Source organism: uncultured Granulicatella sp., from assembly GCF_963528195.1.
Lineage (GTDB): Bacteria > Bacillota > Bacilli > Lactobacillales > Aerococcaceae > Granulicatella.
This window is the reverse complement of the sequence record NZ_CAURVN010000006.1, coordinates 36,291-52,947: the sequence shown is the minus strand read 5'-3', so window position 1 is coordinate 52,947 and position 16,657 is coordinate 36,291. Positions and strand designations below refer to the sequence as shown.

At 32.8% G+C, this 16,657-nt stretch carries 16 protein-coding genes; 2 read left to right on the top strand and 14 right to left on the bottom strand.

The genetic code is table 11. The features are described 5' to 3' along the window. Positions 1-191: 191 nt before the first annotated feature. From RWR88_RS03215 to RWR88_RS03185, 7 genes are read right to left on the bottom strand one after another with little or no spacing between them, the layout of a single operon-like run. On the bottom strand, positions 192-1,166 hold the full coding sequence (locus tag RWR88_RS03215) for a DNA/RNA non-specific endonuclease (protein WP_314450645.1): 975 nt from the start codon (positions 1,164-1,166) through the stop codon (positions 192-194). Between the two features lie 12 nt (positions 1,167-1,178). After that, the gene (locus RWR88_RS03210) at positions 1,179-1,832 is read right to left on the bottom strand and encodes a uracil-DNA glycosylase (protein ID WP_314450644.1); all 654 of its coding nucleotides are present in this window, start codon (positions 1,830-1,832) and stop codon (positions 1,179-1,181) included. Next, positions 1,829-2,326, bottom strand: coding sequence for a dihydrofolate reductase (locus RWR88_RS03205; RefSeq protein ID WP_314450643.1), 498 nt, complete (start codon positions 2,324-2,326; stop codon positions 1,829-1,831). The genes RWR88_RS03210 and RWR88_RS03205 overlap by 4 nt, the downstream gene beginning before the upstream one ends. A gap of 18 nt (positions 2,327-2,344) precedes the next feature. Further along, positions 2,345-3,289, bottom strand: coding sequence for a thymidylate synthase (locus tag RWR88_RS03200; RefSeq protein WP_314450642.1), 945 nt, complete (start codon positions 3,287-3,289; stop codon positions 2,345-2,347). A gap of 19 nt (positions 3,290-3,308) precedes the next feature. Then, the gene (locus RWR88_RS03195; protein ID WP_314450641.1) at positions 3,309-5,198 is read right to left on the bottom strand and encodes an ABC-F family ATP-binding cassette domain-containing protein; all 1,890 of its coding nucleotides are present in this window, start codon (positions 5,196-5,198) and stop codon (positions 3,309-3,311) included. An 18-nt stretch (positions 5,199-5,216) separates the two neighbouring features. Next, positions 5,217-6,884, bottom strand: a complete 1,668-nt coding sequence (locus RWR88_RS03190) for a formate--tetrahydrofolate ligase (protein ID WP_314450640.1) — start codon at positions 6,882-6,884, stop codon at positions 5,217-5,219. 17 nt (positions 6,885-6,901) lie between these two features. Further along, on the bottom strand, positions 6,902-8,236 hold the full coding sequence (locus tag RWR88_RS03185; protein ID WP_314450639.1) for an MATE family efflux transporter: 1,335 nt from the start codon (positions 8,234-8,236) through the stop codon (positions 6,902-6,904). Positions 8,237-8,408: 172 nt separating this feature from the next. Here RWR88_RS03185 and RWR88_RS03180 point away from each other — a divergent pair, with 172 nt between their 5' ends. Then, complete coding sequence (locus RWR88_RS03180) at positions 8,409-8,714, top strand: dTDP-glucose 4,6-dehydratase (RefSeq protein ID WP_227931228.1); 306 nt, start codon at positions 8,409-8,411, stop codon at positions 8,712-8,714. A 68-nt stretch (positions 8,715-8,782) separates the two neighbouring features. Here the strand turns inward: RWR88_RS03180 and RWR88_RS03175 are convergent, their stop codons facing one another. Both RWR88_RS03175 and RWR88_RS03170 read right to left on the bottom strand, forming a co-directional pair. Next, positions 8,783-9,100 (bottom strand): metal-sulfur cluster assembly factor, encoded by a 318-nt coding sequence (locus RWR88_RS03175; RefSeq protein WP_314348693.1) that lies wholly within the window; start codon positions 9,098-9,100, stop codon positions 8,783-8,785. Between the two features lie 4 nt (positions 9,101-9,104). Further along, positions 9,105-9,866 carry an alpha/beta fold hydrolase gene (locus tag RWR88_RS03170; protein WP_314450638.1) on the bottom strand — a complete coding sequence of 254 codons (762 nt, stop codon included), beginning with the start codon at positions 9,864-9,866 and terminating at the stop codon, positions 9,105-9,107. Between the two features lie 118 nt (positions 9,867-9,984). Between RWR88_RS03170 and RWR88_RS03165 the strand changes: the two genes are divergently transcribed. Beyond that, complete coding sequence (locus RWR88_RS03165) at positions 9,985-10,800, top strand: Cof-type HAD-IIB family hydrolase (RefSeq protein ID WP_314450637.1); 816 nt, start codon at positions 9,985-9,987, stop codon at positions 10,798-10,800. Positions 10,801-11,070: 270 nt separating this feature from the next. Here the strand turns inward: RWR88_RS03165 and RWR88_RS03160 are convergent, their stop codons facing one another. The 5 genes from RWR88_RS03160 to ffh form a co-directional block, all read right to left on the bottom strand. Then, a complete protein-coding gene (locus RWR88_RS03160; RefSeq protein WP_314450636.1) occupies positions 11,071-11,478 on the bottom strand; it encodes a GNAT family N-acetyltransferase in 408 nt (135 codons plus the stop codon). Between the two features lie 443 nt (positions 11,479-11,921). Further along, positions 11,922-12,809 carry a diacylglycerol kinase family lipid kinase gene (locus RWR88_RS03155; RefSeq protein ID WP_314450635.1) on the bottom strand — a complete coding sequence of 296 codons (888 nt, stop codon included), beginning with the start codon at positions 12,807-12,809 and terminating at the stop codon, positions 11,922-11,924. Between the two features lie 341 nt (positions 12,810-13,150). Next, entirely contained in the window at positions 13,151-14,488 is a 1,338-nt protein-coding gene (locus RWR88_RS03150; protein WP_314450634.1) for an MFS transporter, read from the bottom strand. 156 nt (positions 14,489-14,644) lie between these two features. Next, on the bottom strand, positions 14,645-15,199 hold the full coding sequence (locus RWR88_RS03145; protein WP_314450633.1) for an NADPH-dependent FMN reductase: 555 nt from the start codon (positions 15,197-15,199) through the stop codon (positions 14,645-14,647). 21 nt (positions 15,200-15,220) lie between these two features. Continuing rightward, complete coding sequence (gene ffh / locus RWR88_RS03140; protein ID WP_314450632.1) at positions 15,221-16,657, bottom strand: signal recognition particle protein; 1,437 nt, start codon at positions 16,655-16,657, stop codon at positions 15,221-15,223.

The following is a 16,657-nucleotide window of genomic DNA, read 5'->3' as shown; positions in this document are numbered from 1 at the left end:
TACTAGTGTTTTTTAAATCTAGTTCCTAAGTTTCTTTTAAAACATTAATTTAAAAAAAGACTCTCCAATGTAGCATACTTACTACATTAGAGAAGTCTATTCTTATACGCTCTCTCATAATTATTCGTTAAAATAGAAATTGACTTTAGGAAACTAGCGTCCTTTGCTACTTCAGAAAAGTCATACTTCTATTATTCTTTTTCAGCATGAGTCTTCCCTTGTGCTTTTGCTTGGGATTCACTCATTTCAACTACTTTAGCTTGATTTGTTTTTGCTGGCATATTTTTCTTGTTATACCAATATACCGTTGCTTTTCCTTCATTTGCTACATATACTGTACGGTCATTTTTTCTTTTTGCTGTACTTTTAGTTGTTACTTGAGCTTCACTCTGAGTCGTTTCTTGAGCCTCACTTGTAATAGTTGGTTCGGCTAAACCTGTTTGATAATCAAGTATTCCATTCGGTGCATCATTATTTAAAATAACTCTAGTAGTTCCATCTTCATTCACTTCTTCTAAAGAAGTATTAAATCGAATTGGTATCAATCTTCCATTAGCAGAAATCCCTGCATATTGCAACTCTACTTGGCGTGGAATTAATTCTGAATCTGTATAAAGAGGAGTTACTCGGTAATCTAGCCATGCATTTTTATTTTGTTTTAACCATGCGGCTAATTTTTCTTCATAAAATAACATTCCTGCAGGATTTTTTTCATCTGTACCTGTCATACTTCCTGTATTTAAATAAGCTGTCATAGGAGTTAAGTTTCTAAGTTCATCATTTAATCCACTAAATTGATAACCTACTAAATGACCACGATTCATGAACCAAGCTTCTTTCCCTGTATAATCTACTGGAAACTTAAAGTTATGCCATCCTACTGGATCAACATTAATTCTACTGTCTCTTTCTTCTGTTGGTTTATCATCATATCGTAATTGGATATGCGCTTGAGTTGAACGCTTATAAATATCTAATTCCCCTAATACCATTTGTTTTTTTCTTTTAAAAGGTAAAAGAGATTCTGGTAAATCATGAGATTTATCAATCTGAACGGTTGGGGTGGTTGTTTCTTCTTGGACTCCTTTTTGAGTATTCGTCGAACAAGCAGCGAATGTTAAAGAGGTCATCCATAAAAGAAAGAGTTTAAAAAAACGATTTTTCATATCATTCTCCTTTTATTCCGTCCAACGAATAGGTGTTTGTCCTTGCTGGATTAAGATATCATTTACCCTACTAAATGGTTTACTTCCAAAGAACCCTCGATAAGCCGATAAAGGACTTGGATGCGGAGCTTTTAAAATAACATGATTCGAATTTGTAATGAGTTTTTCCTTATCCTGAGCTGGTTTACCCCAAAGGATGAAAATTACTGGATGAGGCAATTCATTTAAAGACTCAATCAATCGATTCGTTAATCTTTCCCAGCCTTTTCCTTTATGACTATTCGCATTTCCTTCTTCTACTGTTAAAACAGTATTTAACAATAATACTCCTTGTTTTGCCCAATGAGATAAATCTCCTTCTGTTGGAAATTCTCCTCCAATATCTTCTTGTAATTCTTTATAAATATTTTTTAGGGATGGAGGAAGTGGAATTCCTTTTTGAACAGAAAAGCTTAATCCATGCGCTTGACCAAATCCATGATAAGGATCTTGTCCTAAAATAACAACTTTCACCGATTCAAATGGCGTAAGTTCTAGAGCATTAAAAACATTCTTTTCTTCAGGAAATACTCTGACTTCTGCTCTTCTTTTTTGAACAAAAGCTTGTAACTCCTGATAATAGTCTTTTTCCATTTCTTCTGCTAAAATTTCATTCCAAGTCGTCATCCTTCATCCTCTATTTTTTGATAAATTTCAAATGTATGGGGATAAATATTTTTTTCATCCACTGTTCCATCCATACTTTTGACTTTTACAAATTTTTCCCATGGAAAATCTTGTGGAAAATAAGTATCACCATCAAATTGCCCATGAATTTTTGTGCAATAAAGTGTATTCACTTGATGTTTTAAAGAATCAAATAATACAGCTCCACCAATAATGTATATATCTTCATGTTTGGCATCTTCAATTAACATTTCAACATCCGTAATTACTTCTGCTCCATTAGCATCATAATCCTCTACATTCGAAACAACAATACTATGTCTTCTTGGTAATAATCTCTTCCCCATACCTTCAAATGTATTGCGCCCCATTACAATCGTTTGATCTAAAGTTACTTCTTTAAAAAATTTCAAATCATTTGGTAAATGCCATGGTAAAACTCCTTCTTTACCAATCACTCCATTTTCATCTTGTGCCCAAATATAAATTAACATTCAAATTCCCCCTCTAGATTAAACAGCAATCGGTGCTTTAATCGTTGGATGACATTCATATCCTTCTAATACAACGTCTGCAACTTCTAAATCATATAATGATTTTTCAGGATATTTTAACACTAATTGTGGTAACTCATACATTTCACGACTTAATTGAAGATCCACTTGTTCTAAATGATTTAAATACAAATGCGCATCCCCTAATGTATGAACAAACTCTCCAACTTCTAACCCTACTTCGTTAGCAATTAAATGCGTCAATAATGCATAACTCGCAATATTAAATGGCACACCTAAAAAGACATCTGCACTACGTTGATATAATTGACAGCTTAACTTCCCATCAGCTACATAAAATTGAAACATTGTGTGACATGGAGGTAATGCCATACTTGGAACATCTTCTGGATTCCATGCAGATACTATTAATCTTCTTGAATCAGGAGATGTCTTCAACATTTCAATCACTTGCGCTAATTGGTCAATGGTTTCCCCTTGAGTCGTTTTCCAATGTCTCCACTGTGAACCATAAATATTTCCTAATTCTCCATATTTTGCAGCAAAGTCATCCTCATTTAAAATTCTTTGGCAAAATGTTTCTAATTCTTTTTCATACACTTCTTTAAATTCTGGATCTTGTAAACTTCTACGACCAAAATCTGTCATATCTTCTCCAGTATAATCGGGAGACTCGACATAACGTTTAAAAGCCCACTCATCCCAAATATGATTATTATGTTGTAATAAATAATGGATATTTGTATCTCCTTTAATAAACCATAATAACTCACTTTTAATAAGTCCAAATGGAACTCTTTTAGTTGTTAAAATTGGAAATCCCTTTGATAAATCAAATCGCATTTGATAACCAAAAATACTTTTTGTCCCTGTACCAGTACGGTCTGATTTTTCGATTCCTTCTTGTTTAATTTTTTCTAATAATTCTAAATATTGTTTCATCTGATGAGCTCCCTACTATTTAAACTAACTCAGCTAAATATTCCCATCGTTCGTAGGAATTAGCTAATTCTAGTTCTAATGTTTCTAATTGTGTTTGTAATTCTTGTAATTTAGCAAAGTCTTGTGCTTGTTGGTTCATTGCTTCTTGAATTTCTTCAATGGATGCTTCTAATTCAGCGATTTTTCCTTCGATTTCTTCCCATTCTTTTTTCTCATGGTACGTCATCTTTTTAGCTTTTTCTGGTATGGAAGCTTTTGAGGTTTCTGTCACTTTTGGAACTTCTACTGTTTTAGTTTCTTCTACTGTTACGTTCCCTTGTTTTTCTAGGAAATCACTCATAGAACCATAATACAATTCTGTATTTCCTTGTCCTTTAATAACAAATAATTGATCCATTGTTTTATCTAAGAAATAACGGTCGTGAGAAACTACAATGACTGCGCCATTAAATTCTTCTAAATAGTCTTCTAAAACGGTTAACGTATCGATATCTAAATCATTCGTCGGTTCGTCGAGTAATAAGACATTTGGCTTCGTCATTAGTAGGCGTAATAAATATAATCTTCTTCTTTCTCCACCTGATAACGTTCCAATTAATGCTCCATGCATATAGCGAGGGAATAAAAATGTTTCTAGTAATTCTGTAATCGAAGCTACTTCACCATTCTTTTGTCTTACTTCTTCGGCATATTCTCTTAAATATTGCACTAATTGCTTATCCATTGGAATATCTTCATCTTGTTGTTTATAGTAAGCTAAGCGAACCGTATCTCCAACAGTCATTTCTCCTTCACTAAATGGATACAAACCAGCAAGAGCATTTAGGAATGTAGATTTTCCGACTCCATTTTCTCCAACAATTCCAATTCTGGCTTGGCTTTGAATAATCCACTCTAATGAGCGAACAATTGACTGATTTCCAATTTGTAAGCTGACATCTTTTAATTGAAACACTCGTTTTCCGATTCTTGTTTGATCAAAACGAATGGCTAAAGATTCTTTAGAATCTGTTTGTTTCACTTCTTTTTCTAATTGTTCAAATCGTTGAATTCTAGCTTGTTGTTTTGTTGTTCTTGCTTTAGCACCTTGTCTCATCCATTGTAATTCTTGTTGATATAAACGTTGCTGTTTATGAGACATTTTTTGCGCAATTTGTTCTCGTTGAGATTTTTGTTCTAAATAGGATTGATAATTCCCATCATATGCTTCAATTCTCCCTTGAGTTAATTCAAACATATGGTCTACAACACGTTCTAAGAAATAACGATCATGGGTTACTAATAATAAGGAACCTTTGTACGAAGCTAAATATTGTTCTAACCATTGAATGGCTTGCATATCCAAATGGTTTGTCGGCTCATCTAATAATAATAAATCCGGCTCTTCCATTAAAACTTTTGCAAGACCTACTCGTTTCTTTTGTCCACCAGATAATGTAGAAATTTGTTGATGAATATCTTCAATTCCCACGTGCTGTAAAATGGATTTAATTTTCACTTCATATTGCCAACCATCCACTTGATTCATTTTTTGTTCCAATGCTTCAAATTGTTTTAAATATTTTTCATCTTGTGGATGCTGTTGTAATTGTTCGACACTCCATTCATAATCATGAACTAATCTCAATAATGGATTGTCTGATTCATAAATAGCTTCAAATACCGTATGTTCAGGATTTAAAGAAGGATTTTGTGAAAGATACCCAATTCTAAAATCATTTGAACAAGTAATCGTACCACTTTCTGCTTCATCTATTCCAGCTAAAATATTTAATAGTGAGCTTTTTCCTGTACCGTTTTGACCAATTAAGCCGACATGTTCTCCTTCATTAATAATGAACGAAACATCTGCTAATAATGTTTTAGCACCATATGTTTTTTTCAAATGATCTACACGAAAATCTTTCATAATACTCTCCTTTTATGATTAAAATAAACCGGTTGCTCTACCGTCTTCTAATACATCCATCTCTAATGCAGCTGGTTTTTTTGGCAGTCCTGGCATTGTTAAAATATTACCCGTTAAAGCTACAACAAAGCCTGCCCCTAATTTAGGAACAAGAGATCGAACTGTTAATTCAAATCCCTTTGGTCTTCCTAATAAAGTCGCATCATCTGAGAAGGAATATTGCGTCTTCGCAATACAAACTGGCAAATGATTCCAAGCATTTTTCTCTAACTGTTTTAATTGTAATTTCGCTTCTTTTGTATATTGAACAGAACTTGCTCCATAAATTTTAGTTGCAATAACTTCCAGTTGTTCTTCTATCGTACTGTTTTCTTCACAGACTGAATGGAATTGAGATGTCGAAAGCTCTAATAAGTGTAACACTTCTTTTGCTAATGCTACACCACCATTTCCACCATTTTCCCATACAGAAGTAGAAATACAAGAAATCCCTTTTTTCTGACAAAGAGTTTGCACTAATTCTTTTTCTTGTGGGGTATCTGTTACAAATTCATTTAATGCAACAACTGCTGGAAGTCCATAATGTTCCGTCATATTTTCAATATGTTTTTCTAAATTAGCAAAACCTTTTTCTAAAGCTTCTAAATTTTCTCCTTCTGTTAATCCAGAAAGGGAAACTCCCCCATGCATTTTAAGCGAACGAATCGTCGCCACAATAACAACGACATCAGGTGCTTTTTGTAATTGTGGAACTTTAATGTCTAAAAATTTCTGAGCCCCTAAATCGGCTCCAAATCCTGCTTCTGTTACAACAATTTCTCCAAGGGCTAAAGCTGCATTTGTCGCAATTACACTATTACATCCATGTGCAATATTGGCAAACGGGCCACCATGAACAATAGCAGGCGTATGTTCTAATGTTTGAACTAAATTTGGTTTTAAGGCATCTTTTAATAATAATGTTAAGGCACCTTGAACATTTAAATCTTTCACCGTTACTGGAATTTTATCAAAAGTATACCCGATTACGATATTTTCTAATCGTTGTTTCAAGTTTTTTAAGTCTGTTGCTAGGCATAAAATGGCCATCATTTCACTCGCAACCGTAATATCAAATCCATCTTCACGAGGAACTCCTTGAATTGGACCACCTAATCCTACAATGACTTGTCGTAAAGCTCGATCATTTAAATCAACTGCTCTTTTCCAGATGACTCTTCTACTATCAATTTGTAATTCATTTCCTTGATAAATATGATTATCAATAAATGCAGCTAAAGCATTTGTAGCACAAGTTAATGCATGCATATCTCCAGTAAAATGCAAATTAATTTCTTCCATCGGAACAACTTGCGCATATCCTCCACCACAAGCTCCTCCTTTAATACCCATTACAGGTCCTAATGAAGGTTCACGAAGGGCAATAATGGATTTTTTACCTAGTTTTGTGAAAGCATCTGCTAATCCAATCGTAACAGTTGATTTTCCTTCTCCAGCAGGAGTTGGACTCATAGCTGTAACTAACACTAACTTGCCTTTTTTCTCTTTAGAAATTCGATTCACATCAATTTTTGCTTTATATTTCCCATAATACTCGATTTGTTCTTCCTCTAAGCCAATGCTAGAAGCAATTTCACGAATTGGTTTCATAACAGCTTCTTGAGCAATTTGAATATCTGATTTCATCCATACCCCTCCTCTAATTAACTGTAACGTTGAAATTTTCTTTTAAATGCATAATAAGTAATTGCTAATGGAACTAAGGAACCAAACCACGCTAAAGGATTAGCCGTTGTTAACCCTATATAGCCAAAAGCTTTTGTTAACACTAATGCTGCAAACACACGCATCATTAACTCCATCATTCCTGCAATGGTTGGAATCACAGTTTTTCCTACCCCTTGTAATGTATAACGATAAATAAATAATAAAGACAAAATAGCATAGGATGAAGAATTCGCTAAAATATAAAGTCTGCCATATTCCACTACCGACTCATGCCCTACACCTACAAACATTCTCATAAAATGTGGGCTAAATAGAATTAAAATAAAGCCTACACAAAAACTAAACGTAAGGGACAGTTTAATACAATCTCTAACACCTTTCCAAATACGATCATATAATTTTGCTCCATAATTTTGAGCTGAATAAGTCGCCATTGTAATTCCAAATGACATCATTGGTAATATTCCTAATTGGTCAATCTTTTGTGCAGCTGTATAGCCAGCTACAGCTTCATGTCCTAAACGATTTAATACAATTTGAACCGTGATTGTTCCAATCGCAATAATAGAGGATTGAAATCCCATTGGGAATGAAATATTTATATGATGCCATAAGAAATCTTTTGTAAACTGTAACGACTCTCTTTCAATATGTAAAATTGGAATTTTCTTTTTAATATAAATATAACAGCAAATAGCAGAGAATAATTGACTGACTACAGTTGCAAAGCCAGAACCTCCAACTCCCATATTAAAATGAACAATAAATACATAATCTAAAAATATATTTAAAATACAAGATAAAACTAAAAAATATAGCGGTGTAATCGCATCTCCAATGGCTCGAATAATATTTGATAATAAATTAAAAGCAATTTGAGCAAAAATCCCTGCAAAAATCACCATTAAATATTCATAAGCATAGTCAATAATTTCTGGAGGAGTTTGCATTATTTCTAATATTTGACGACAAAATAGCATACTGAATGTCGTCAATAATATCGTTGCTCCTATAGAAATTAAAGTAGAAACATAGAAACTTCTTTTTACTCCTTGCATATCTTTAGCCCCAAATTTTTGGGCAAGAGGAATCGCTAATCCGGCGGTCATACTAATGGCAAAACCAATAATAAAAAATACAATACTTCCAGTAGAACCAACAGCTGCAAGTGCTTGTACCCCAATGTATCTACCAACAAAATAAGTATCTGCCATATTATAGAATTGTTGAAAAACATTCCCAATTAATAATGGTAAGGTAAACCGAGAAATTAATTTCATCGGATTTCCAGATGTCATATCCTTCGCCATTTTACTCCTCTTTTCTATATACATACTCAATTATACATTATACTAAAATATCCATAAATTTGACAGTCATACCCTTAGAAAAATGATAGGATTCTCTCATTGTAACGATAAACTTTTCCTTTTTTAGACATACAAATTATGTTACAATACAAACGAAAAGAGGCGAAGATTTATGGTTGAATTTGATAAAGAAAAAATTGCAAAAATGCAACAATATTTAGCAGAAATTACAGATCCTAACTTCCAAGGAAGTGCTACAGACAAAAGAATGGCTGTTGCAGAACTATTTAATTATTATCATTCAGATTGGCAACAAGATGCCATGCATTTTGTCGACAAAAATCTTGAATTATTTGATGATCAACGAATGCAAGAAATTTTTAAAACGTATAACTCAGGAAGAAAGAGTCCTCAAACAGTCATTCGTCAAGAAGCAAAAAGTAAATATAAACGACCAATGCGACCTGGTGAAGATTAAAATAACTAATATAAATACTATAAAAGGCTTAAAATCTATTCATGATTTTAAGCCTTCTTTTTATTTCATTATCGAATTCCTAATGCAATTCTCGCATAACGAGACATTTTTTCTGGAGACCAAGCTGGATACCATACTAATTTAACATCAATCGTTTTGATTTCTTCGATTTCCTTTAATGCACGATGAATTTCATCTGTAATTATATCAGCTAATGGACATCCCATTGTTGTTAGTGTTAAATTCACTTGGCAATGTCCTTCTTCATTTAACTCTACTCCATAAATTAATCCTAAATTAACAATATCAATTCCTAATTCAGGGTCAATCACTGTTTCTAACGCTTCTAAAATTTTTTCCTTCATTGCTTCTGGTGTTTCACTCATACGATTACTCCTCTACTAATGTTTGTTTTAAAAATTCTACAGATGCTTCAATGGCTTTAAACGTAACAAAGTGTGGCACATCTGGTGTTTCAATCCATTTCACACGATTGGCATACGGTTCATCTTTAATCTTTTCATAAAAGGCATGGTTTAATGCATAAGGAACTTTTTTATCTTCTACTCCATGCCAAATTAAAACAGGACGTCCAGCAATTTTCTCAGGTGTATCTGCTAATGATAAACTTTGTAACATTGGAATATATTTATCCATTAACTCTGGAGTTAATTCTACTGCTGGTTTGTCTTTCATCCAAGTAGAAGTAATCGACCATTTTGCAAATTCAACTGGATCTGCATTCCCCATTAAACTAACTGCAGCGTATAAAAATGGAAAATGTTTTAATAATGCGTAAGTTGTCATTCCCCCCATACTGAAACCAATTGCGCCAATTTTATTATCGACTAAATTTTCTTTTTGATAAGCTCCCACTAATGTTGGAAATTCTTTAACATTTTGCCCAATAATTTCCCATAATTCAAAGCCATTTAATTCAGATGTTTTTCTCTCTCCATGATATAGCTGATCAGGTAAAATTGCGCGCATACCATTTTTCGCCAGCATTGCTCCATAGTGAATACAATTTTCCTTACTTCCAGTCCAACCATGATAACAAACAACTGTTGGAATCATTTTATCTTTATTTTCTTCTTGAACAATTTCTAAAATTGGAATTTGCTCAATGTTTTTTTCTTGAATAATAATCATAACTAACCTCTTCTTTCATATTTTCATAAAAATATGGTATACTCATAAAGTTATTGTAACCAAATTGACAACTTTTCGTCAATCAAATCGATTATATAGATTACTATAGGAGGAAATAATGAAACCAAAATTAATTGCACTAGATTTAGATGGAACAACATTAAATGGCCAATCAGAATTTAATCCCATTACGATTCAAACCTTACATCGTTTAACAGAACTTGGGCATAAAATCGCCATTGTAACTGGGCGTCCTTATCGAAGCTCAAAACATTTATATGAAGAATTAGGATTAGGTGGACCACTAGTAAACTTCAATGGTGCCCTATGCCATATTCCAACTGACGAAAAATGGCAAGGAGAATTTCACGTAACATTAGATGAAGAAATCGTTTTTGACATGTTAGAATTTCATAAAGAATTAGAATGTGATTATTTCATGGTCGAAGGAAAGCATCATTTATATGCTACCATTGAAAACATTCCAGATTCACCTTACTATCCAAAAGATCAACAACCTATCTTATTACAAAAAGATACGCAGTTATTAGAAAAGCCAACAGCTATTACCGTTTTTTCTAGTATTGAAAAACAACCTTTCATTAAAGAAAAAATTAAGCAACGTTATGGTCACACGATTGACGTTCGTACTTGGGGAGGCGACATGCCTTGCCTAGAAATCGTCACTTATGGTATCGATAAGTCTACTGGAATCCAACATTTATCTCGATATTATGGAATTCCAACAGAAGATGTTTTAGCTTTTGGTGATGAAGATAATGACTTAGAAATGATTGAATTTGCTGGGCACGGTGTTGCGATGAATAATGCCATTGATAGCCTAAAAGCAATTGCTGATGATATTACCCCACTTCCACATGATCAAGATGGATTAGCTCATTACTTGATGAATTATTTTAATTTAGAAGCTTAACTGAATCTATCTCTTACAAAATTCAAGAAGAAAAAATTCCCTTTGTTGGCTAGGCCGCCAGCAGCCACCTTTGGTGTCTCATGGCTAAACTTCGAGCCTTGGTCTCGAAGTTTACCTGTAAAAAAATCCATCATAAAAAGATGGATTTTTTTACTATAGCTACGAAGAAAATTTTTTCTTTTTAAATTTTTAATTGTACCATAAAGAAATTTCGAACCTCAAACTGATTCGCCGATAGGATTTGTCAAACAAAGTTAAAATATAGAATTATCAATTAATTCTCTTCAAGAAAAAATATTCAGCATAGTTATCTTCTGCATTTTCATAATGACCAACACATTCATATCCCAATGCTTCGTAAAACTCTTTTCCCTGCCAGTCAAATGTATCTAAACGGATGATATTAACTCCCATTGCAGCTGCCCGTTTTTCCATCTCACAGATTAATTTAGTACCTATGCCTTTTCTCCTGTATTCTAAATCAACAAAAACAGTTGATACATAGATGATTTTAAACGCGGTAATACAAGCATCCAAGCCAGCAATTAGTGTACCATCAGATTCAATACCGATCCGAATGTATCCGTTCATTTTATAACTTATATAGTTTCTATCAAATAAACTCAATCTCGATTCGATATTCTCAACCTGTTCTTCATTTAAATCTATAATTTCCATATAAACATATCTCCTTATATAATGTATTTAGATTATTAAAGGCGAAGTATACGCCTAAATAAGCGAAATTTTTCTGCTCCTTTTAATCTTATTTCTATTAATTTAAAACTAGAGTAACAGATTCACTATACTCTTGCAAATCGAAGAAGAAATTTAGTTCCATCATTTTTTTAAAAATAAAATTAGTACTGAAAATTACGCTTATCTCTTTTAAAATTCAAAAAGAAATAATTTCTTTGTAGCTAAAGTAAAAAAATCCATCATGAGATGGATTTTTTTACAGGCAAACTTCAAGATCTAGGCTTGAAGTTTAGCCATGAGACACCAAAGGTGGCTGCTGGCGGCCTAGCTTACAAAGGGAATTTTTTCTTTTGAATTTTATATACACCAAAACAGTAATTTCGATACTTCGAACAAATCTTTTAAAAAGAATGCCTATTTATCTATTCTTCCTCAATTGGATATGAATAGATTTCAATATGATTTCCTAACACTTTAATTTCCACTGGTAAATCATCTGATTGATCTCCATCGATATCTGATTCAATTTCAATATCAGAAGAAATTTTAATCGTTTTTGCTTTAATATATTCAATACTATCATTTTCTACCACATCCCCTTTTAACAAATCAGGAATTAATGATAATTTTGAGAAAATAGATGCATCTTTTAAAATTAAAATATTAGCATATCCTACTTTGTTCTCATCAAATATTTTTTTATCAGAGAAATAGTTTGATAATAACACTAATACTTGACTAGCATCTCCTTCATAGTTGCCATTTTCTGTTTCAACTTTAATATTAAAAACTTCATCTCTAATAACAGATTTTACTGTGTTAATTGCATATGCAAACATTCCAAATTTTGTTTTATCTTCAATTTCTACATTATGAATTGCTTCTGGTAATGAACCTACACTGAAGATATATCCAAAATAATGATCATTTGCTTTACCAATATCAATTTTATTTGTTAAATTAAAATCTAAACTTTCAATTGCTTTATCGATATCTTGATCAATTTGTACTAATTTAGTAATTAAATTACCTGTTCCTCCAGGAATAATCCCTAATTTTGGAATATATTCTTTTTCTGCAATACCTGAAACAACTTCATTCACCGTGCCATCTCCACCGAAAACAATCACAGCCTCATATTTTTCTTTGGCTGCTTCTTCAGCAAAATGCGTTGCATCTAAAGCTTTTTCAGTAATTCGTGTTTCAACAACTTCAAAATATTCTTTTGCTTTATTTTCAATTTTTTCTTTGTAATTTAATGCTTGTTCTCCTCCAGAAGTAGGGTTAATAATAACCATTGCCTTTTTCAAATTATCAGCTCCTAAATTTTAATCCATATTATTTTATAATACACTAAGATTATATCACAGGATGAAGAAAACGCATTCTAACTTGCCTATAAAGTTAAACTACTAAAATTGTTACTGGAAATTAGAATCATATCTTATAAATTTCAAAAAGAAAAATTTCTTTGTAGCTAAAGTAAAAAAATCCATCTTCACGATGGATTTTTTTACAGGCAAACTTCGAGACAAAGGCTCGAAGTTTAGCCATGAGACTCGCTATGCGAGGCTGCTGGCGGCCTAGCCTACAAAAGGAATTTTTTCATTGAATTTTTTTACGCTAATCAGTCATTTAAAACTAATTTTAGTTATACTTCACTAGGCTTTCTTGTCTTCTTATATTGAACAACAAAGATTACTAAAGCTAATAAAATTAAACTTGTTATAAACATTAAACTATATTTTCCAGCAAATGGTAATCGATCCATATTCGCAGAAAAAATTCTTGCTACGACTGTTGTAGAAATCGCCCCTGTAAACTGCTGTAAAGTATTAACGATACTATTACCATCAGCCTGAACATCCTTGTCTAATTGCATTAAACAAAATGTTACATTACTTCCCATCACAAATCCATTTCCACTCATTAAAATAATATTCAATGCTAATAATGGAAGAATCGCTAAATGTTCAAAGAAGACGCTAATCAATACTCCACCAATACTCGCCAAAATTAAACCTGTTAATAAAGGCTTCAACGGCCCTTTAACATCAAACCATTTACCTGAAACAGGAGCTAATAAAGCAACCATTGTTGCACCAGGGAACATAAATAGCCCCGCAGTTGTCACACTTTGATTTAAACCTAATTGTAAGTAATTTGGATAAACAAATGATAAACCTAATACTGTTGCTTGGAAAGCTAACACTACATATAACATTCCATTAAACGTATGATTTTTAAATGGTGCAAAAGATAATAAAGCATTTTTACGATTGAAATATTCAAACAATCCACCCGTTACTACTGCACTTAATAGCCATACAAGAGATAAATGTTCAATGGCCATTAATAAACTAGCTAAACAATTCGCTAAGAAGAAAAATGCTAGCACATTAAATGGTGATTTTTGAATACTTTTCTCTTTTGGAATTGCCCATAAACCAATTACTAAAGAAATGACTAAACATGGAATTAAAATCCAATAAATAAATCTCCATCCTAAAGCTGCTGAAACTAATCCACCAAAAGTTGGCCCAATAGGTGGTGCTAAGGCAGTTGTCATAGAACCTAATCCAATGACTATACCATGCTGTTCAATCGGTACTTGAGTTAATACAATATGGAACATTAATGGTAAAGCAATCCCAGTACCAACTCCTTGTAAAAATCTTCCAAATAATAGCATAATTAAATTGGGAGAAATACAATTGATTAAAACTCCTATAATAAAAATTAAATTCGAAGCTAAAAATAATTGTCTTGTTGTAAAATTACGTACTAAATACGCAGAAATAGGCACAACAATCGCAATAGCTAATAAATAACCTGTTGTAACCCATTGAATTCCAGATGAAGTTGTCTGAAATTCTTGCATTAATGTCGGAAATGTCACATTCATTGCCGTTTCAATTAATACACCGCAGAAACTCATAATGGCTGTCGCAATTACTGCTGGCAATACATGCCATTTTTCATTATTCATTCATGTTACATCCTTTCAATTTATTGCTATACATTTCACTAAAAATCCATAGCCAAATATCTTACCATATTTCATTTATAAAAAGCCACTGAAAACTATTTCAGGCACAAAGAAAAAGACCAGACAAAAGCCTGGTCGTTTCAATTCATTCAATTATTATTTTTCTAATGCCTCCACTAATAATTCCACTTGTTGATCTAACTCTGCTTTATCTTCCTCTGTTAGAGTTAAAACACCTGTTTGGAATCCTGCTCCGATATGAAGTCCCACTGTTTTTTCTAGTGGATTCATACGCATTTTAGTGGCTAATTCTGTTAAAGCACGTAAAACATTTGCTCCACCAGAATGTCCAGCTGCACTACTGAATGCAATTAATTTGCTATCAATATAAGCAGGAGGTGCATAAGAAGTAATATCTAATGAACGAGACATCCAGTCTAAACCATTTTTTAAACTTCCTGGTAAACTTCCGTTATATTCAGGAGATACAATCCAAACAGCTTGAGATGCTTCAAAATCTAAACGATACTCTTCTACAATAGCAGGAGCGGGAAATTCAATATCTTGATTGAAAAATGGTACATCTTTAAAACTAATTTGTTTTGTTTGATAACCTTTTTCAACTAATTTTTCTTGTACATAATCAATAATAGTTTGGTTAAAAGATTCTTTTCTTAATGAACCATTAATGAATAATACTTGTTTTGACATTGCAAACTCTCCTTCTATTTATTAACGTTTTTTCTTTAATTTTTTCAATTTATTTTGTTTTTGACGACGAGCATATTGTTGCATAGCAATTTGACCTAATTTATTACGGCCTCCACCCATGCCTAATTGTCCCATCATTGATTCCATCGCTTGCATATTTCCATTTGACATTTGATTCATCATTTTTTTAGACTCATTAAATTGTTTAATCAAACGGTTTACTTCTGCTAATGGACGAGCTGAACCTGCTGCAATTCTTTTACGTCTTGCCTGTGATAAAATATCTGGATTTTCACGTTCTGCGGGCGTCATGGATAAGACAATAGCTTTCATACGGGCTGTATCTTTTGGATCCACTTTTAAATCATTTAATCCTGGAATTTTATTTAACCCTGGAATCATTTTTAAGATATCTTCCAAAGGTCCCATTTTATTCACTTGATCTAATTGGTCGATAAAATCATTAAAGTCAAATGTATTAGCTTTAATTTTATCTGCCATTTCTTGAGCTTTTGCTTCATCAAAATCTTGTTGAGCTTTTTCAATTAAAGTCATGATATCGCCCATACCAAGAATACGAGAAGCCATACGTTCAGGATAGAAAATTTCGAAATCTTCTAATTTTTCTCCACGACCAGAGAATTTAATTGGTTTGCCTGTTACAGAACGAATTGATAGAGCTGCACCACCACGAGTGTCCCCATCTAATTTTGTTAAAATAACCCCAGTAATATCTAAACGTTCATTAAATGTTTCAGCAACATTCACAGCATCTTGCCCTGTCATTGCATCGACAACTAATAAGATTTCATTTGGATTTGCAATAGCTTTAATATTTTGTAATTCTTCCATTAAAGCTTCATCGATATGTAAACGACCTGCCGTATCGATGATGACTAAATCACGACCTTCAATCGTTGCACGTTCAATCGCTTGTCTAGCAATCTCAACTGGATTGACATCTGTTCCTAATGAAAATACTGGATAATTTAATTGTTTTCCTAACGTTTGTAATTGATCAATAGCGGCTGGACGGTATACGTCGGCAGCTACTAATAATGGACGTTTGTTTTCATGTTTTGCTAAGAATGAAGCTAATTTACCAGCAGTTGTTGTTTTACCTGCCCCTTGTAAACCAACCATCATCACAACAGTAGGTGGCTTAGGTGAAAATTGGAATGGAGCTTGTTCTCCACCCATTAATTCTGTTAATTCTTCATTAACAATTTTTACAACTTGTTGTGCTGGAGATAAAGCTTCTAATACATTAGAGCCTAATGCACGTTCATTTACTTTTCGTACAAAATCTTTTACAACTTTGAAGTTAACGTCTGCTTCTAATAACGCTAAACGAACTTCACGCATCATTTGTTTTAAATCAGCTTCGGTAATTTTTCCTTTTTTTGTTACCGAACCCATCGCATTTTGCAAGCGATCTGATAATCCTTCAAATGCCAT